This is a genomic window from Sporomusa sp. GT1 (assembly GCF_014634905.1).
Lineage (GTDB): Bacteria > Bacillota > Negativicutes > Sporomusales > Sporomusaceae > Sporomusa > Sporomusa sphaeroides.
This window is the reverse complement of record NZ_BMBX01000007.1, coordinates 25,347-44,918: the sequence shown is the minus strand read 5'-3', so window position 1 is coordinate 44,918 and position 19,572 is coordinate 25,347. Positions and strand designations below refer to the sequence as shown.

The 19,572-nt window shown below is 45.8% G+C and carries 13 protein-coding genes, 1 pseudogene and 1 other annotated feature; of the genes and pseudogenes, 11 read left to right on the top strand and 3 right to left on the bottom strand.

All coding sequences use genetic code 11. The features are described 5' to 3' along the window. Positions 1 to 5: 5 nt before the first annotated feature. The 5 genes and pseudogenes from GT1_RS10475 (at position 6) to GT1_RS22190 (ending at position 5,751) form a co-directional block, all read left to right on the top strand. Complete coding sequence (locus tag GT1_RS10475; RefSeq protein WP_188398661.1) at positions 6 to 809, top strand: NAD(+)/NADH kinase; 804 nt, start codon at positions 6 to 8, stop codon at positions 807 to 809. Positions 810 to 834: 25 nt separating this feature from the next. Further along, positions 835 to 2,175, top strand: coding sequence for a nicotinate phosphoribosyltransferase (locus tag GT1_RS10470; RefSeq protein WP_188398660.1), 1,341 nt, complete (start codon positions 835 to 837; stop codon positions 2,173 to 2,175). A 26-nt stretch (positions 2,176 to 2,201) separates the two neighbouring features. Beyond that, positions 2,202 to 3,197: a nicotinamidase gene (locus GT1_RS10465; RefSeq protein WP_188398659.1), complete on the top strand. Its 996-nt coding sequence runs from the start codon at positions 2,202 to 2,204 to the stop codon at positions 3,195 to 3,197. A gap of 264 nt (positions 3,198 to 3,461) precedes the next feature. After that, positions 3,462 to 3,690, top strand: a binding site (T-box leader). A 63-nt stretch (positions 3,691 to 3,753) separates the two neighbouring features. After that, a pseudogene (locus tag GT1_RS10460) lies at positions 3,754 to 5,403 on the top strand (2-isopropylmalate synthase); the annotation flags it as partial. 48 nt (positions 5,404 to 5,451) lie between these two features. Further along, entirely contained in the window at positions 5,452 to 5,751 is a 300-nt protein-coding gene (locus tag GT1_RS22190) for an AraC family transcriptional regulator (protein ID WP_223226183.1), read from the top strand. Positions 5,752 to 5,806: 55 nt separating this feature from the next. Here GT1_RS22190 and GT1_RS10455 read toward each other — a convergent pair whose 3' ends face one another. Continuing rightward, positions 5,807 to 6,886, bottom strand: a complete 1,080-nt coding sequence (locus GT1_RS10455; protein ID WP_188398657.1) for a type II asparaginase — start codon at positions 6,884 to 6,886, stop codon at positions 5,807 to 5,809. 277 nt (positions 6,887 to 7,163) lie between these two features. Here GT1_RS10455 and GT1_RS10450 point away from each other — a divergent pair, with 277 nt between their 5' ends. Next, on the top strand, positions 7,164 to 9,842 hold the full coding sequence (locus GT1_RS10450; RefSeq protein ID WP_188398656.1) for an autotransporter outer membrane beta-barrel domain-containing protein: 2,679 nt from the start codon (positions 7,164 to 7,166) through the stop codon (positions 9,840 to 9,842). Between the two features lie 267 nt (positions 9,843 to 10,109). Here the strand turns inward: GT1_RS10450 and ggt are convergent, their stop codons facing one another. Then, on the bottom strand, positions 10,110 to 11,777 hold the full coding sequence (gene ggt, locus GT1_RS10445; RefSeq protein WP_223226168.1) for a gamma-glutamyltransferase: 1,668 nt from the start codon (positions 11,775 to 11,777) through the stop codon (positions 10,110 to 10,112). Positions 11,778 to 12,207: 430 nt separating this feature from the next. Here ggt and GT1_RS10440 point away from each other — a divergent pair, with 430 nt between their 5' ends. The 3 genes from GT1_RS10440 to GT1_RS10430 all read left to right on the top strand — a co-directional run bounded on the left by GT1_RS10440 (position 12,208) and on the right by GT1_RS10430 (position 15,901). Continuing rightward, positions 12,208 to 13,017 carry a MerR family transcriptional regulator gene (locus GT1_RS10440; RefSeq protein WP_188398654.1) on the top strand — a complete coding sequence of 270 codons (810 nt, stop codon included), beginning with the start codon at positions 12,208 to 12,210 and terminating at the stop codon, positions 13,015 to 13,017. 46 nt (positions 13,018 to 13,063) lie between these two features. Next, positions 13,064 to 14,395, top strand: coding sequence for an MATE family efflux transporter (locus GT1_RS10435; RefSeq protein WP_188398653.1), 1,332 nt, complete (start codon positions 13,064 to 13,066; stop codon positions 14,393 to 14,395). Positions 14,396 to 14,674: 279 nt separating this feature from the next. After that, positions 14,675 to 15,901: an EAL and HDOD domain-containing protein gene (locus GT1_RS10430; RefSeq protein WP_188398652.1), complete on the top strand. Its 1,227-nt coding sequence runs from the start codon at positions 14,675 to 14,677 to the stop codon at positions 15,899 to 15,901. A gap of 62 nt (positions 15,902 to 15,963) precedes the next feature. On the opposite strand, the gene GT1_RS10425 is transcribed toward GT1_RS10430, so the two are convergent. Next, positions 15,964 to 17,154 carry a sugar diacid recognition domain-containing protein gene (locus tag GT1_RS10425; RefSeq protein ID WP_188398651.1) on the bottom strand — a complete coding sequence of 397 codons (1,191 nt, stop codon included), beginning with the start codon at positions 17,152 to 17,154 and terminating at the stop codon, positions 15,964 to 15,966. A gap of 211 nt (positions 17,155 to 17,365) precedes the next feature. Between GT1_RS10425 and GT1_RS10420 the strand changes: the two genes are divergently transcribed. Together GT1_RS10420 and GT1_RS10415 are read left to right on the top strand one after the other, a co-directional pair. Further along, positions 17,366 to 18,706 carry a gluconate:H+ symporter gene (locus GT1_RS10420; RefSeq protein ID WP_188398650.1) on the top strand — a complete coding sequence of 447 codons (1,341 nt, stop codon included), beginning with the start codon at positions 17,366 to 17,368 and terminating at the stop codon, positions 18,704 to 18,706. Between the two features lie 24 nt (positions 18,707 to 18,730). Then, on the top strand, positions 18,731 to 19,570 hold the full coding sequence (locus GT1_RS10415; protein WP_223226167.1) for an MBL fold metallo-hydrolase: 840 nt from the start codon (positions 18,731 to 18,733) through the stop codon (positions 19,568 to 19,570). Positions 19,571 to 19,572: the final 2 nt, after the last annotated feature.

Sequence of the window (19,572 nt, the reverse complement as noted above, 5' to 3'; positions counted from 1 at the left end):
TTTTATTGAAGGTCGGCATTGTGCTCAATAGCTCTAAAGGACTCAAAACCTCTGCTATTGAGACTATCATAAGACATATCGAGAACCAGGGAAGCAGCGCCGAACTACTGAATTTCAATAATCCCCTTCCCGAATTAGATATAGTCCTTTCTTTAGGGGGGGATGGCACAGTATTAGGTTCAGCCAGATATGTAGGGGAAATTCCTATATTCGGGATTAATATCGGACACTTAGGTTTCTTAACCGGAATGGAATATAACCTTCCCAAGGTAATTGAGGCGATTACTTTGATTCTAAATAATCAATTTACCATCGATAAACGTAAACGCTTAGAGGCACAGGTATATCGATGCAAGAGAAATGTTGCGTACTGCACTGCTCTTAACGATATAGTTGTCAAAGGAGCTATAGCTAAACTGGTAAGACTCAGAACCCATATCGGCGGGGATTATGTAGGGACCTTTCCAGCAGACGGAATCATCATAAGCACAGCTACCGGCAGCACCGGCTACTCCATATCAGCCGGAGGTGCAATTATTCCGCCTGATCTTGGAATCAATGTAATTACTCCTATCTGTTCTCACTTACTTAACGTAAGATCGATGATAGCTTGTGACAGCAAAGAAATTAAAATCGCGGTCAAATCATATCATAAGGGACTTCTGCTTTCGGCAGATGGGCAAGTGGATATTGAACTGGAAAATGATGATTGTATTATCATTAATAAAGCGTCTACTGTGACTAATTTGATTCGGCTCAGCAATGAAACCTTCTATCAACTTCTTTCGCGAAAAATGAAATGGGAATAAGGATAAAGAATTGGAGGGAGTTATTATGAGCATATTCAATAACAAACGACTACCTGAAGAATTATTTCTGATTGATGCGGAACGTATCCGCCAGGGTTGGTATTCTGATAAATATTTTTGTAACAACGTAGAACTACTCGAGAAACTGGCTGCTGAAAAGTACCATTTTCAGGGAGAAAGTGACCTCAAAGACATAGATTGTTCAGTAATTTGTACTGGGAACATTGAGGTTGAAATGCAATTTTTTACTCGCCGCCGCCCATTTAGTGTTGTTGCCGGGGTTGATGAAGCACTGGCAATCCTGAAACAATGTGCCGGATATTATGCCGAAAATGGCCAATTTGTAAATACATATGATGAACTTGAGGTTGAAGCAGTACAAGATGGTACATTTGTGACCTATGACGGAGATCCAAAGCAGGTAGTTCCTGTGATTAAAGTGCGGGGAAACCATCGCTACTTCGCAAAATTAGAAACCGTTATGCTGGGAGCTATAGCTGAACCTACAAGAATTGCCACCAATGTATTTAATACTTTAGTAGCCGCGCGTAACAAAGAAGTCTTGTTTTTCCCGGCCCGGTTCACTCCATATAAAATCCAGGCGCTGCATGGTTATGCTTATTCGCTGGGGATTGATGCTTATAATAAAAAATACGGCAAGAAAAATGGTGCTTTTGTATCTACTGATAGTGGTGCAGCTTATTGGTCGGGTAGTGGAGTCGGAACTATTTCACACTCTACTATTGCAAGCTTTTGCGGAGATACCGCAGAGGCGATGTATCAATTTGCCAGGCTCTTACATCCTGCGATAAACCGCATTGCCTTAGTAGACTTTCATAATGACTGTGTTGGTGAATCTAAAAAAGTTATGAAAAGATTGTGGGATAAATACTTGGAACTATACCAAAATGGGAACCTGGAAGAAGCCAGGCAATATAAATTATTCGGAGTGCGTCCAGATACCTCCGCAACCATGAGAGACAAGTCGATTGTTCCGACAGGAAATAAATCACTTGATATGGGGGTATCTCCTAAATTGGTCTGGAACATCAGAGAAGGACTCGATAACGCTTATCTGGAATGGAATGTTCCGGCAGAGTATCTTGAGCTTGCTAAAGAATACTGTAAAGATGTTAAAATTTTCGCTACCGGGGGTTTCAACGTAAAGAAAATCAGAGAGTTTGAGGAGAAAGATGTGCCTGTAGACTTCTATGGTGTAGGGTCCAGTTTAATTGAAAATTCGCCTGAAACTAACAATGATTTTACGGCCGACATCGTAAGAATTAAGGTTGGTAACGATTGGCACAATCTAGCTAAAATTGGCCGTTGTGCCTGCACTAACCCGGAATTGGAACTTATCCGATGATATAATTGAAAAAGGGGTTGATTATAATGAAAAGGCCAAGCTTTTATTCGCCTGATCGTGCCGGAAATTTATACTTGCCCAGATATAATCTCATCCAAAAAGAGGCACAGGAACTTCATAAGGAATTCAAACCAGTCGAAGATAGTGAAATGATAGCTCTCTTTTTGATTGATCCGCAGGTGGGATTTTGCATCCCTGGTGCAAGTCTATACGTTGACGGGGCTGAAAAAGATATAGAACGAATTTGTGATTTTATCTACCATAATCTTGAACGGATTGACGAAATTCTGGTATCTCTTGATACTCACACAGTATTTCAAATACATACACCGGGATTTTGGGTTAACGATCAAAATGAAAGCCCTGATCCGTTTACGATTATTACATTAGAAAATGTTAAAGAGAAAAAGTGGAGACCATATGCGGAGTGGATTCCGATTGAGCTCATTGAAAGCTATCTTGAACAGCTGGAGAAAAGTAAAAAATACATTCTAATTACCTGGGAGTATCACACTCAGAAAGGTTCTGTTGATAATGCGGTAGTCCCAATGCTGTATGAAATGCTATTTTTTTACTCTTTAATGAGAGGTAAGGAAATAAAATGGGTTATCAAAGGGGAAAGCCCCTGGACGGAAAATTACAGTGTATTATCACCCGAAATCCCAAATCTTTACTTTAAAGATGGTTCACTGAAGATTGTGGGAAACTTTGATGAGAATCTGATGACAGATCTGATGGGTTTTGACCGTATATACGTTGCGGGAGAAGCATCAAGCCATTGTGTAAAAGCGACACTTGAAGATATGCTTAAATCCATTCAACATGAGCAAAAGCGTGTCCCTGATACTTTCTATGGGTATAAAGAAAGTAAAATTTATATCCTTGAAGATTGTATGTCTCCTGTCAAGCCAACGCCCGGCAGTCCTGATTTTCCCGCCATTGCTGAGGAAGCCTTGGCTAATTTCAAATTAGCAGGTATGAAGGTTGTAAAATCAACTGATGATTTTGAACGACAAAGATAATATAAAGAAGCGAAGGGACGCTCATTTTGCTTCTTTAATCAAACTGTAATACAAAATCCTGTTCTCTGTTTTGCCTATGGTATTGATACATAAGTCCTGTAATAATAGAAAAAATGTAAAGTGCGGTGCGGTTTTTAGATATAATATTGAGAAAATGTTAAATAACATCAATAAAACTGATTAAATTTATCACTGCACAAACTTAATCAGGTGTGATATTATTCAATTAGTAATCAAGTATGATAAAAAGTACATAAACCCTTTTGAAAAGCTATGAAAAGGAACAGTAGCCGCAACGTGATTTCAGAAAGCTGTTGGTTGATGCGAAACAGTATGAGCAATGCGGTGAACTCGCCTGGGAGCTTCCGGCTGAAAATTAAGTAGGCTGTGACGGTATCCACCGTTACCGGGATAGGCATGAAATGTGCCGATAAGAGTGTGTTACGCATGAAGTAGAGTGGTACCGCGGGAGCTGTGAGCTTTCGTCTCTATAATCGTTATGATTATGAGACGAAAGCTCTTTTTGCGTATGCCGCATCAGAATGGAGGATATATAATGAAAAATTTTCAAAAGTATGAGCGGGCGTATTTTATGCCGCCGGTAGTATCCTATGACTGGGTAAAAAAAGATCATATCGATAAACCGCCAAGCTGGTGCAGTGTTGATTTGCGGGACGGGAACCAGGCGCTGATTGAGCCAATGAGCCTGGAAGAGAAATTAGAGTTTTTTGCCATGCTGGTTAAGATTGGCTTTAAGGAAATAGAGGTGGGCTTCCCGGCAGCATCGGAGACCGAATACAACTTCATCAGGACATTAATTGAGAAAAATATGATTCCCGCTGATGTTACCATCCAGGTGCTGACCCAGGCGCGGGAGCATATTATCAGAAAAACCTTTGACGCGGTTAAGGGTGCGCCGCATGCGGTAATTCACCTGTATAACTCCACTTCTGTCGCCCAGCGGGAGCAGGTATTCGGCAAAAGCAAGGAAGAGATCAAACAGATCGCGGTTGACGGTGCAGCATTATTGAAGCAGTTGGCTAATGAAACAACCGGCAACTTTTCTTTTCAGTACAGTCCAGAGAGCTTTCCCGGGACAGAAGTGGACTACGCCCTCGAAATATGCAATGCCGTATTGGATGTGTGGCAGCCGACACCTGCCAGGAAGGCTATCATCAATCTGCCCACAACGGTGGAGAATGCCATGCCGCACGTATTTGCCGGACAGGTGGAATTCATGAACAAGCACCTTAAATACCGGGATGCCGTTATTTTGTGTCTGCATCCTCACAATGACAGGGGCTGCGGTGTCTGCGACGCTGAATTCGGCCTGCTTGCGGGCGCTGAAAGAATTGAGGGAACCCTGTTTGGCAACGGCGAGAGAACAGGCAATGTGGATATTATCACCCTGGCGATGAATCTCTTCTCCCATGGTGTTGACCCCGGGCTGGACTTCAGCAATATGCCGGAAATATGCCAGAAGTATGAGCTGTTGACCAGAATGCAGGTACCTGCCCGCCAGCCGTATGCCGGCGAACTGGTATTCACTGCTTTTTCCGGCTCGCACCAGGATGCTATTGCTAAGGGTATGCAGCATCGCGAGGAAAAAAGCAGTGCTGCCTGGTCGGTTCCTTATCTCCCCATCGACCCGAAGGATGTGGGACGGCAGTATGATTCGGATGTCATCCGGATTAACAGCCAGTCAGGCAAAGGCGGCGTCGGCTATATACTCAAACAGCATTACGGCATGAGCATTCCCGCGCAGATGAAGGAAGAAGTCGGCTATGCCGTCAAGGATGTTTCCGACCGTGAGCACAAGGAGTTATCACCGCAGTGGGTATATCAGATATTTGAGGATAAATATATAAATAATACACCCTGGTTTTCTGTTGACGAATGCTACTTCAAACAACTTGACGGTATTGTGGCCCAGATCAGCATCCGGCATAACGGCCAGGTCAGAACCATTATCGGCCATGGCAACGGGCGTTTGGATGCCGTCAGTAATGCGCTTAAACAACACTTTGACATTCACTATGAATTGACGGTTTACGAAGAGCATGCCCTTTCCCGCGGTTCCTCCTCGAAAGCAGTGTCCTATGTTGGCGTTAGCTATCGCAACAAGCTATATTGGGGTGTCGGCATTGACGATGACATAATCAAATCTTCGATTAACGCCCTGGTGGTGGCCGTCAATCGCCTGGAGGAAATACAGGACGAAGGCAAGTCCCAGGATGAGAGAATTGATGAAATCATGAATTATGTTCAGACCAATTACTTGACAGTCACTTTGGAGGAGCTTTCCCGCCATATGCACCTGACCCCTCCCTATCTGTCTAAATATATCAAAGAGAAATCAGGGGACACTTTTGGTGGAATTGTAAGAAATGTCCGTATGAAAAAGGCCTGTACCCTGCTCAAAAACGGCAACATGACAGTTGAGACCATTGCCGACAGCGTGGGTTATCCCAATGTGGAGCATTTCAACAGACTTTTCAAGGAAAAATTTGGTATGACGCCTGTTCAGTTCCGCAATAAAAAGCAGGCACAGTGATGAATGGTTGAAAAAACGGCAAGAGCTCCGGGTTATCCGGAGCTCTTGCCGTTTTTTAATATTCCCGGAACATTCTTTGAATGTCTTGCGGGTTATTGGTCTTGGTTAGTGCCAGCATTAAAAGGATGCGGGCTTTCTGCGGGTTCAGGTTGTCGCCGGCGACAAAATTGTATTTGTCATCATTGGCTTCACCGTTACGGGCAACAATACCGTTGCCGACACGGGCGCTTCTAACGATGACTACGCCTTTTTTCTGGGCGGCTTCAATGGCCGGATACTCGGCTTTGCCAATGCTGCCGTTACCGGTACCGGCATGGACAATGCCCTTTACGCCTGCCTGGGTGAGAGCTTCTATCACAACGCCGGTATTGTTGGCATAGTGGTAAACAATATCAACCCGTGGCAGAGCATTTAGTCTGCTGATATCAAATTCGGTATCGGTAGTGTGCTTGCGTAACGGAGCCCGGTAAAATTCCGGCTTATCCCCGGTGAAAAAGCCAAGGGGGCCGATTTCCGGAGCTCTAAAGGTATCGACGCGGTCAGTAATTGTTTTGGTTACATCCCGGCTGGCATGAATGGTATCGTTCAGCATAACCAGGACACCTTTGCCAACCGCTTCTTTGCTGCCTGCAAGAATGGTAGCACGGTAGAGGTTGAGCATGCCGTCGGCGCTCATAGCTGTGGGCGGACGCATGGAACCCACAACAACCACCGGTTTATTGCTTTTTACGACTAAGTTAAGGAAATAGGCCGTTTCTTCTAATGTATCGGTACCGTGAGTAATGACAATGCCGTCTACATCATCTTGAGCAAGTAACTGATTAACACGTTTAGCAAGAGTAAGCCAAACTTCATTGGTCATGTTTTCGCTGGCAATTTGGGCTACCTGTTCGCCGCTGACATTCGCAATCTTTTTTAACTCAGGTACATTGTTGATCAAAGCATCAACAGGCGCCACCGCAGCAGTGTAACCTACCGTCGTAGTGCTTGTTGCGCCAGAGCCGGCAATGGTGCCGCCGGTGGCAAGAATCTTAACGTTCGGGAGCCTGGCAGGTGCTTCTGCGAAGCATATGGCTTGCAGACTAAATACCAGCAAGCAGATGATCGTGAGCACGCAATAAGTTTTCCGGTTCAATTAGGACCCCTCCTTAGTATAATGGATTCCAAATCAATTATAATTAATTTGGAAAAAAATTCAAAGAGGCGTATAAGGTAATATTTGTAAATTATGTTTCATTCTCGAAGTTTGTCCTCTGATGACGCGATATTTTGAAATATTCTGGATTTATGGTTTTTGACAGTTACCTCGCACAACCTGATGTCTCCTTTGTAAAGAATATTTCTGTAAGAGTTTGGTAAGAGCGGCTCTATATAATGAGAATAATAAAGATAATTTGAGAGGGTGAGGTAGTATGCTTAAATTGTCAGAACACGCAATCGGTATGTTGGTTTCCAAATACCGGGCGGTTTTAAAACGCATGCTCATCAGGAATACAGCCGCGTTTGCGGCCTGTTGTGTAATTTTCGGTGCACCGGCGGCTGGCGGTGCTGCTGGTATCACGTACACCGGCGACGGGGCGGATTTACAGACTGCGCCCATCGGCGGCGCGAGCTCGCCCAGTCTGATCCCACCCGGTGTGTCCGGCAATACTGTCACTGTAGACTATACAACCGGCACAGATCCGTGGCGGGTTTTCGGCGGCCTTTCGGACAGCGCGGCAGTAACCGGCAATAGCGTATATTTTAAAAACGGTGCCGTGTCAAACAACTTCTATGGCGGTTATGACGCCGCTGGCACCGGCGGCTTTGGAGCCGGCTATAACACTGTAACTATTTCCGGCGGCACAATTCAGGGATTTGTTATCGCCGGCATAAGCCTCAACGGAAACGCCACCGACAACAAAATAACAATGTCCGGCGGCTCTGTTTTGACGCAATTGCGTGGCGGATCTGCCAACGCTGCCGGTGACGCAGTCGGCAATAGTGTCGTCATTACCGGTGGCACTGTGGGCGACGGTTTGGGTTCCCTGGCCAACGGCTGGGTGTTAGGCGGCTATAGTAAAGACGGCACTTCGTCCGGCAATATGGTAACCATTAGCGGTTCCGCCGTAGTCAATTGTGTTGATGCGGGGGAAAGTACCAATGGCCCGGTGACGGGCAATAAACTGTTCATTACCGGCGGTGACATACTGGGCGGCCCGGCCAGAGCAGGCTGGAGCGATACGGGTCTGGTTTCCGGCAACAAAGCGTACATGTCCGGCGGCGTGATTCATGACAATGCCCTGGATCATTCTGTCGGACATCTGGACGGTGGACTTAGCATTTCCGGTAATTCGGAAAATAACGCTGTAACCGTGAGCGGCGGCAGCGTCACCAACGTATACGGAGGCTCGTCGGTTTCCGCTGATGCCACAGGCAACAGGGCCGTGATTTCCGGTGATGCGCAGGTTCGTTGGGTCATTGGCGGCAGAGCGGGCGGCACTGCTGGCAATAACAACGTTCTGGTTGCTGGCGTGGCGCAGGTTGCAGGCAATGTGTATGGAGGACATAGCGACTCCGGCGGCGCTGCCACAGGCAACAGAGTGGTTATTGCAGGCGGCACGGTAGGCGGGGAAGTCTACGGCGGTTCGAGCAGTAACGGTTCGGCCACAGGCAACAGCGTACTGCTGACAGGTGGTATGGTTAACGGCAGGATATACGGCGGTTTTAGCGACATCAGTTCGGCCAATGACAATACCGTTACCATTGACCGCCATGCGCAACTCGCGACCACCTCTTCTATTTACGGCGGCTGGACCAATCCCAGCTTCAGCGGCACTTCGGCCGGCAACACCCTGAACGTCAACGGCTTCCGGGGAACGCTATATGATGTTAACAAATTCCAAAACTATAACTTCTTCCTGCCTGCCTCCCTCAAGAATGGCGGTACTGTTCTTACCGTTACCAACAGCCAGACAGACCTTGCGGGCACTCATGTCGCTATTACTGGCATGGAGGGCGGCATTCTCCTGGCTCCCGGCAATACAGTTACGTTGATCAGTTCCACGCAAAATGCTCCGGGCAGCTACACTGCGACCAATGTCCGGTCAGGTATTTCGATACTTTATGACTTCAGCCTTGAGGCTGCGGGTACAGCTCTGACCGCAACCGTAAAATCTGCCGGCGTGAACCCCCAGACTAAGGCGCTAGTCGAAGGATATGCCGCCAATATGGCGTTTGTGAACCAGGGCGCTGACCTTGCCGGCGGAACGGGAATGGCTGACGCTATAGCAAAAGCTAAGGCAGCCAATGGAAATATTGCCTCTTTCGGCGCGGTCTCCAGCGGTTCATCCCGCTATAAAACAGGTTCGCATGCTGATGTGGACGGCACCTCCCTCATGACTGGCTTTGTCACCAAACGTGATATAGAGAACGGTTCGTTGGTCAAAGGACTTTTTCTGGAGGCAGGCAGGGGCAATTATGATACCTACAACAGCTTTGCCAATATGCCCAGCGTCCGTGGCGACGGCGACACCAGCTACTATGGCTTAGGGGCACTCCTCCGGCATGACACGCCGGACGGCCGCTACCTGGAAGGCTCGGTGCGGGGCGGAAAAAGCCGGACGACTTTTGGCAGCGGCGACTTAAATAACGCTTCCTACACCACTAACTCCGGCTATTATGGCGCACACATCGGCATTGGGAAGCTTAAAACCGAGGGCGGTAAGACGGTGGATTACTACGCCAAATATTTCTGGACACACCAAAACGGCAGTGATGTAAGAGTGGCAGGCGAACCGTTCAGCTTCGCCGGTGTTGACTCCAGCCGTCTGCGGGGTGGGGTGCGGCTGAGCCAGGAAAAGCCTGACGGCAAAAGAGCCAGCTATGTGGGACTGGCGTATGAATACGAATTTGACGGCAAGGCTAAAGGCAGCGTCTATGGTTTAGACCTGGAAGCGCCAAGCTTGAAGGGCGGCACAGGTATTGTTGAGCTTGGCATGAGCTTCAAAAGTCGCCCGGCGAGCAGCAACACACTTGAACTCGGTCTCCAGGGATATGCCGGGAAACGGGAAGGTGTAACCGGGACGGTGCAGTTCAAAAGGGTGTTCTAACCAGCTTCTTAAAGTAACAAGAAACGGCGACAAGGCAATTTAACTTGATCCTAAGAATGCACAAGCGCTGACATATATTCTGATATTCCTGCTAATATAACGGCGAAAGTAAGTGCAAGGAAAAAATAAGAAGATTGCCTTTATAATAGACATAATAAGGCAATCTTCTTTAGCTTTGCATGCGAGGTTTCTCAAAATTAACTGACAGGATATCTAGTCCCAAGTCACTGCCCATTGGCGTCTGTGAGGAGGAAGGTGCATATATCTTTAGTAACCGACTGCCGTTCCGTCGCTGCGCGGGTCGGCGCCGCCGTATTTGATGTTGGTATTGGAGTTGATGAGGATAGCGCCGGCATGCCCCATTATGTCACTATAACTGTCTACTACTTTGACAGGATGGCCGCGGTTTGAAAGTTCATCTATCACATTTTGCGGGACTCTGCTTTCGATTTTTAGATCATTGGAAACAGCGCCCCAGGTACGTCCATGCAGCCAGCGAGGTGCTTCAATAGCCGCCTGGACGCTAAAATTAAAATCAACAATCCGGGTTACAAGGGCAGCCTGAGTCTGGGGTTGACCTTCACCGCCCATAGTGCCGTAAATGAGGTAAGGCTGGTTGTTTTTGAACAGCATGGCCGGGTTTAAAGTATGGAAGGTGCGTTTTCGGGGTTCAAGACGGTTAATATGGTTCGGGTCCAGCGAGAAGAAACTGCCTCTGTTTTGCAGCAATACACCGGTATCTTTTGCAACAATCCCGGAACCGTAGTCGTGGTAGATACTTTGAATTAGCGAGACGGCGTTGCCGGCTTTATCGACAACTCCGATCCAGATGGTATCACCTTTCGGATCAAGTGGATTTTTCTCTATGACAGCTTTTTGCAGATCGATTCTGGCGGCCAGTTCGGTCCCGCGTTCTTTTGCAAGCAGAGACGCAACCGGTATGCTGACAAAGTCCGGATCAGTTACCCATTTATCGCGGTCGGCAAAAGCTTGTTTCGTGGCTTCGATTATTAAATGATAATAATCGGCGCTGCCTTCCGTCATTGAGGCCAGATCAAAGTTGTTCAGGATGTTCAGAATGGATAAAGAAGCTATGCCCTGAGTGTTAGGCGGCAGGTTGTAGGCTGTATAGCCGCGGTAATCTGTCGAAATGGCTTCCACCCAGTCGGCCCTGTGACAGGCAAAATCCTCTAACGTCAAAATTCCCCCGTTTGCTGTAAGATCGGCAACGATTTTTGCGGCGATTTCACCTTTATAAAAGCCGTCTGCTCCGTTGCGGGCAATGATCTTTAAGGTGTTGGCCAGATCTTTTTGTTTAAAAAGCTCACCTGCATAATAAATGTTGCCATCAGGTTTCAGGAAGGTTTTCCTAAAGCCGTCAAAACGTCCAAGATCGCGAATTTCATTGTTTGTTTTATCAATATTAACTTTTGTATAATACTCTTGGTTTGGCGTAACCGAGAAACCATTCTCGGCATAACTAATCGATTTCTCTAAAAGATTTGCCCAGGACATCGAGGCGTTCATATTCTTTTGTGAATAGTTATAAACCTCCCACCAGCCGGAAACTACGCCAGGAACCGTATTCGCTGCCAGATACCCTCTGGTGGGGATTTTACCCAGGCCCAGGGCTTTATACAGCTCGATAGTCGCCTTTTCGCCGGACCGGCCACTGGCGTTTAAAGCTTTTAGCCGCTGGTTTTTGGCATCATAAAGAAGCCAGAAGTTGTCTCCGCCGATTGTATTCATGTGAGGATAGACGACATTCACTACCGCAGCGGCGGCAATGGCTGCTTCTGCAGCATTTCCGCCATTTTCGAGGATTTGAAGGGCTGCTTGTGAGGCAAGATAGTGCGGCGTCACCACCATGGCGTTAGGCGCCATGGTGGTTGGCCGCCCGGCTGCATGTAAAGGCAAGGTGGATAAAGAAACCATAGTAACCATTCCTTTCGCATTTTATCAAGCGCAAAATGGAATCAATCCGTTGCCTGTGGGCAGTTTATAATTATGAGTCCATTATAAATTGGATGAAATTGGAATGAAATTTAAAGTAAATAAAGTAAATATTCTAAATAATTATTAGGGACAAGGGGACAGGTTCCTTGTCCCTGAAATGGAAGAATGGTATACTAGGCCTAAGATGATAAAATGCCAAGAACAGCCAGAGAGAAAAATAAACCAGAGCTTATATCATACGATTACAACAGCTAATTAAAAAGCAGTATAATGAAGTAATATGGCAGGGGAAAGTACAAGAAAGTATATAATAAGGACTTAAGCTGGCATAACGGGGATATAGAAACGCGTAATAGCTGGAGGAAAAGTGGGACAAGGGACCTGTCCCCTTGTCCCAAGGTGGTAAGAGATGAAATATACATGGACGATTGGTGAAATGGCAAAACTGTTCGATGTGTCAACCGATACGCTGCGCTATTATGAGAAGGCGGGGCTATTTTCGTCGGGAAGGCATGGTGACAATGGTTACCGGTATTATTCCTATGATGATCTTGTGCTTCTTATGGATATTTTGCTTTTCCGCAGCATGGAGGTAGCTGTTAAGGATATCCGGCCGATGGTAACAACGATGGATCTCGGTGATATCAAACAACTGCTGCTGCAAAATGACAGGCTTGTTGCGGAGAGAATCGAAGCGTTGGTCAGGCAGCGGGCACTGCTGGCGCAAATGATTGCCCAGTATGAACTCTGTGAGCAACAGCTTGGCAAATTTTCGCTGGTGCCGGCACCTGCTTTTAAGTGTAAATTCTGGGGAGTACAAGAGGAGGATATGCTTCAGATCATTCGTCAGTACAAAAAGCCGGACCGGAGTTGGCTGCATAATGTTCGCTACACCTTACTGCTGCCGCAGGACGAGCTGCTGAGCAGGCAGAGTTTTGATTCGGCGCAGATTGGAATCAGCTTTGAGGAAGAGATTCTCAGCAAGCTGGAGATTGCTGAACAGCAGCAATTTGCTGCTTTACCGGCAAAAGAATGTCTGTATACGGTACTGGGGACGGATTATTCCGGACGGGAAACTGCGGTATTGGTTAAAGCACTGGCTTGGCTGCAAGAGCAGGGCAGGCAAGTGGAGGGGCCCTTGCTTGGACGGTATCTGGCCAGTGTTCATAAAGACAGTCTGGATTACTACGAAATTTGGATATTTTTACACTCTACTTGACCTTGGAGTTACTCCAAGGTTTATTATTTTGAGTGGGGTGAGATATATGAAAGAAAATATTTTGGGGACAGAAAGTGTTAGTAAGTTGTTTTTTCAATATAGTATTCCGACGATTGCGGCCATGTTGTTTTTAGGCCTGAATACGATTGTGGACGGATTATTTGTAGGACACTATATAGGGGCTGACGCTTTGGCTGCCGTTAATATAGCGATGCCTTTCAGCAGTTTTTTGTTTGCCCTTAGTGTGGTTATTGGCATTGGTGCCCAAAGTATGATTGGCAGAAAATTGGGGGCAGGCCATGCCGGGGAAGCCAATACTGCTTTTACGACGGCAGTGGTGCTTGCCGGCAGCATTTCACTGCTGTTTGCATCGGTTGCCGTGGCCTTTCCTCAACCGATTGCATATGCCTTAGGTGCGAATGAGCATTTAATGCCGCAGGTAGCCGCCTATATTCGCTGCTTAGGGTTATTTCTGCCTTTTTTGGCGATGATGATGGTGTTCGATTATGTCCTGAAAACCATGGCTATGCCTGTGTATGCCATGCTGGCTCTGGTAGTTGCCATCAGCAGCCATATGCTGCTGAACTGGCTGTTTCTGGCTCAATTGTCATTAGGCATTACCGGAGCGGCGCTGGCTGCCGGTATTAGTTATTGTATTGCCTGTGGTATGGCAGCTTTGCCTTTTTTCTATAAAAAAGCCGGGCTAAAACCGTTTGCCGGTAGTTTTGATAAACAGGCTGCCGGACATATTCTTTATAGCGGTTCATCAGAAGGGCTGAGCGAACTGGGTACAGGGATTACCACTTTTTTATTTAATATTACGCTGATGCGTTATGTGGGTGAAATGGGGGTAGCTGCCTTTACTGTTATTAGCTATCTGGCGTTTATTGGCAATAATGTACTGATTGGCCTGTCTGACGGTGTGGGAGCCATTATCAGCTATAATTATGGCAGCCGCCAGCTGGAACGGGTAAAAAAGGCATTACAGCTTGTTGCCGCTGCGGCTATTGTGATTGGCATAGGATTTTTTATTGCGATTTTTGTTTTTAGCAAAGAAGTCATTGCGTTATTCTTTAATGACGGTAATGAAGAATTGCTTGCTTTTGCCGTGTATGGCGCAAAACTGTATGCGTTTGCCTTCCTGGTTAATGGGTTAAATATCGTTACAGCCGGTTATTTTACCGCTATTGGCAGTCCGAAAAAGGCGGTGCTCATTGCTTTGAACAAAGGGATTATCTGGATCGCGATCGGCATTGTTGTTTTGCCGCTGCTGTTTGGGATTCACGGCATCTGGCTGACGGTGCCTATTGCCGAGATTGTTACGGTTGTATTATCCGGATTCTTACTGCATAGCCAATTTAAACATAAATTTGTTTAAGTAAAAGCATACCAGGGAACGCAAAGAGACGGTTATTGTGGAAATAACCGTCTCTTTTTTTACGTTTTCTGTAAATTTTCATTGAATTAAAAAAGCATTATCTTTAGAGGATAATATTTGGTGATTTATCGGGGAAATGTTTTCCTATGCAATATATTGTAATATTTTTCAGACAAAACTATAATTAACTTGACAACATCGAAAATAACTTATGTAAGAATCATTCTCACAAAAACATGATTGTTAAAATCGACAGTATGATAAAGTGAGGTATTTGTAATGGTGCAGGAAACGGTATATGTAGCGCGTCAGCCAATTTTTAACCGAACCCAAAAGGTTTTTGCTTACGAGTTATTATTCCGTAATGATTTCAGTAATGTTTACGCGGCCTTAGACGGCGACCAGGCAACAACTAAAGTAATAAACAACAGTTTTTTAATTTTTGGAATTGAGACTTTAACTGCCGGCAAAAGGGCGTTTATAAATTTTACAGCAAATTCACTGATAAATGATATACCCTCACTCTTGCCACAGGAATTGGTTGCTGTGGAGATACTGGAAGATGTTTTTCCTGACGAAAATATTGTCAGTGCCTGCAAAAAGCTTAAAAGCAAAGGGTATTTAATAGTTTTGGATGACTTTATCTTTAAACCGGTCTACGAGCCATTCATTAAATTGGCAGACATTATTAAAGTGGATTTTTTGAGCACCTCGCACCAGGAACGCTTAGATTTAATTGAGCGGTGTAAGCAGTATCCAATTAAGTTTTTAGCTGAAAAAGTGGAAACACATGAGGAGTTCCAACTGGCATTAAAAGAGGGATTTTCTTATTTCCAGGGATATTTCTTTTGCAAACCGTTAATGATGTCTTCGAAAACTCTGCCTGAGTATAAAATGAATCATTTGCAAATTTTACAGGAAATCCATAAACCTGAATTAGAATTTAATACGATTGAGAGCATTATAAAACGGGATGTTTCCTTATCTTATAAATTATTAAAGTTTATTAATTCTCCCCTGTTTGGTTTTAGAAACAGGATTAGTTCTTTGCGGCAGGCTTTGACACTGTTAGGGCAAAAAGAAGTGGCAAAATGGATATCCATAATTGCATTAAAGAATGTCGCTGATGATAAACCCGGAGAATTAATATTGAGTTCACTTATCAGGGCACGGTTTGCAGAAAGCCTGGCATCTGGTAAAGTTCTGCAACAAAAGATTAACAATGCCTTTCTCATGGGGATGTTTTCGCATATTGACGCTTTGCTTGACCGGCCCTTGCAAGAAATACTTGAGGAAATATCCCTTGATGAAGAGATTAAGCACGCACTTCTTGAAACGAGAAATAATCGCTTGCTCCTTCTATACAAATTAATCAAAAGCTATGAAGAGGCTGATTGGGAAGCACATTCCCTGTATGTAAGGGAAATCGGAATTAAGGAGAAGGATGTTTTGCAGGCATATCGGGAATCCCTGAGCTGGGCTCACGATTTGCTGCTGATTAGTTAAGCGGAATGTTTGCCTGCCGGATTGCAGGGTATATAACAGGTGTTTTGCTTTATGAAATTGGTTTAAGGTATTACTTTGTTCTGGTCTACCAGCAGCAGCAAAAGGCGGCAGATTATCATATCATCCACAGAATGGCAGGGAGCCAGCCCGGTTTCAGCTTCAAGCCGGTTTAGTCTGTACAGCAAGGTGTTCCGATGGATGTGAAGCATGCTGGCGGCAGCATTAATATTCAGGTTACATGCAAAAAGTGCGGACAGTGTGCTGCAAATTTCTTTGTTGCTGGTAATCATGTGATGGAATTTCTCCTGCAATGTGCTTATTGCCGACAGTGTGGAGCCGCTAAGCGCTTCGCAAAGGACGTGGTGTACCAGGATATCTTTTGCTGATATTTGTATGATTGATTGATCTTTGCTGCAACGACGCAGGCAAAAATGGGCTTGCTTATAGGATACATGATATTGTGTAACCGCATGGGCGACAGCTCCTACTCCACAAGTCAGTGGTCCTCCAATTGCGTCTGCCAAAAAGGTTACCAATTGTTCAGCCGCAGAATTGTTTTGGCATAACCGGTCTGTGGTTATCGTGGTCTTAAGAATTATGAGCTGATCGCCAATTAAGCAAGCGATATCCTGTTCAGACAATAATTTGCCGGTTTCAATGCAGGAAAAGAGGATATCTTCCACGCGTTCCACTACCAGTTCAGATGAACCATATTCTAGCGTTAATTTCTGTAATACGACGGAAACATCAATGATCATGACTGTTCGCGGTTGTAGAAGGTCGATTTCCAGGTTTTTTGCAAGCCGCTTTAGTTTGGGCAACAGTTCGGTAACAGGCTTGAGCACCGAGGCTTCGATGAATTGTTCCCGTAACCGGGTTTTGGTGCGCATTTCCCTTTGTACAAGGTCTCTTTCCAGAATCAACTCTGTAATCATTTTAACCAGAAAACCGATGTTCCGAACTTCATCAGGATGACCGAACACCCCAACAACCCCTACGACCTGGTCATCGAATACAATAGGCAGGTTAACTCCCTGTAAGGCACCGGGGTAAAGCGCCAATTCGTGCGGGTATATTTCGATAATAGTGCCGGTTTCTATAACATCTTTTGCCCCTTTATGCAGTGTCCGATAGCGGTGTGGATGGCCGGTCGCAATGATCGTGCCGTCCCTGTCCATAATGTTGACATTCCGGTGAACCAAACGCATGGTTGTGTCGACAATTCTTTGTCCCAAACTTTCCGGTATAATCATAACATTACCTCTCTTTGTACTGTTTGCACAAAAAAACTATAATTTTCACATGAAAGTTCTCTTTTTCAGATAATTGAAATAAATGCTATAAAGGCCTACTATTATTATAAAGGATGCGGTGAGATTGGGAAAGAATTTCACGGCTGAATGAAAGCGGCTTTGTGCTCTTTTACAGTCAATACCGCAAAATTATAATAATAAGGAGGTAACTATGGGTACAACAGGTTTAATGATGGTTGTTCTCTTGCTAGCGATTGCATTAATTATTTTTCTTACGATTCGACTCAAAGTTCATGCTTTTGTTGCACTGCTGACCGCTTGTCTGTTTATTGGATTTGCAACAGGAATGCCTCTGGATAAGATGCTCAAATCTATTGAACTGGGAATGGGCGGTTTCCTGGGGATGCTGGCACCTATTCTGGCTCTCGGGGCCATCGTTGGCAAAATGATGGAAATATCAGGTGGCGCCGAAAGACTGGCTCGCACTATGATACAGGCTTTGGGTAAAAAGAATTCTCACTGGGCAATGATGCTTGTTGGCTATATCTGCGGGATTCCGGTTTTCTTTCAGGTAGGAATTGTATTATTGATGCCGTTACTGTTTTGCGTTGCTATTGAAGCCGGCATGTCGCTGGTAATGGTCGGCATTCCCATGATAATCGGCCTGCTGACTGTTCACTGCATCGTTCCTCCCCATCCGGCAGCCATGGCGGTTGCTGTAGGGTTAAAAGCAGATGTTGGTAAAGTCATTCTTTACGGCCTGATTGTCGGCTTACCGGCGGCAGCTCTGGCAGGTCCTGTTTTTGGGAAACTGGTTGGCAACAAATTTAAGTTGAATCCGCCGGAACATCTCTGCCAGGCAGAGCCTACTCCTGATGAAAAACTGCCCCCGTTCGGCATTACGCTGTTTACCATCTTATTTCCCTTATTGCTGATGATTTCAAAAACGGTTTTGGAATTTGTTCTCGGAAAAGCACATCCAGGTATGGTGTATGTAAACTTTATTGGTGATCCTGTCACCGCACTATTCCTGGCTGTGATCTTATCCTATTGGACCCTGGGCCTCAACCGGGGCATGAATATGGAAAAAATCCAGAAGCTGAGTGAAACGGCTATTGGTCCGATGGCAGCTATTTTGCTCATCATCGGTGCCAGCGGCGCGTTTAATAAAATCCTTATGGATAGCGGTATCGGGGATGCCATTAAATCGCTGCTCATGTCCTGGAAGATTAACCCGCTGATTCTTGCGTGGAGTGTAGCCGCCATCATGCGTTTCGCCGTAGGCGGCGCAACGATTGCCATGATTACGGCAGTGGGGCTGGTTGTGCCGTTATTGCCGCTGTATCCCGGAATTGATACAGCCCTCGTCGCAGTTGCCATCGGTACGGGAGCCATCGGCTTTTCCCATGTCAATGACCCAGGGTTCTGGTTTGTGAAAGAATACTTCGGCATGCCCATGAGCGACTTATTCAGAACCTATACCCTGTCCACTACCATTGCGTCCGTTGTCGGACTTGTTACGCTGCTAATCTTCAGTCAGCTTGTCGGTTAACTATTTAATTAGTAGGAGGTGTCTATGATAAAAGTTACTGTTGTTGTTGATAATTCAGTCCCCATTAGTGCCAAAAAGCCCTTTCTCGGTGAGCATGGCCTGTCGCTTTTATTAGAAATGAATTCCCGCAAACTGCTGCTTGATGCAGGTCAATCAGCTATTGTTGTCCATAATTTAAGCCTGCTTGGTGTTCACCCGCTGCAGCTGGATGCTATCGCGATTAGCCATGGACATTACGACCATACCGGCGGGCTGCCACACATTCTCAGACACCGGCGTAAACCCATTCCTATCTATGCCCATACCCGGATATTTGGTGAACGTTATTCGGTTTCCGGTGAGGGACGGGAACACATTGGCATTCCCTTTACAAAAGAGGAAAGTATTAGCCTGGGAGCCGAGTGGCAATTCAAGAATGAGCCGGTTGAGATAGCACCCAATTTATGGTTTAGCGGCAGTATGCCGCGAACAACTGCTTTTGAAAAAGGGGATACCAAGCTGGTTGTTTGTGATAAAACAGGTTGTGACTGCCAGGACGAGATTCCTGATGACACCGCCCTTTACTATGCGAGTGACAAAGGGTTAGTGGTTATCGGCGGCTGCAGCCATTCCGGACTGGTTAATACATTGAACAGAGGTTTTCAAATAACCGGACAAACCCGTCTGGCAGGTTGGATCGGTGGAACTCACCTGGGTCCGGTTTTGCCCACCCAGCAAGAAATCAGCTTAACAACCTTGGCACAATATTCTCCTGATTTTGTCGCCGCCAATCACTGTACCGGTTTTGAGATGATGGCCGAATTAAGAGCCTGCTTCGGCAAAAAATTTATACCCGCCTTTGTTGGCACCGTAATTGAATTCTAAGA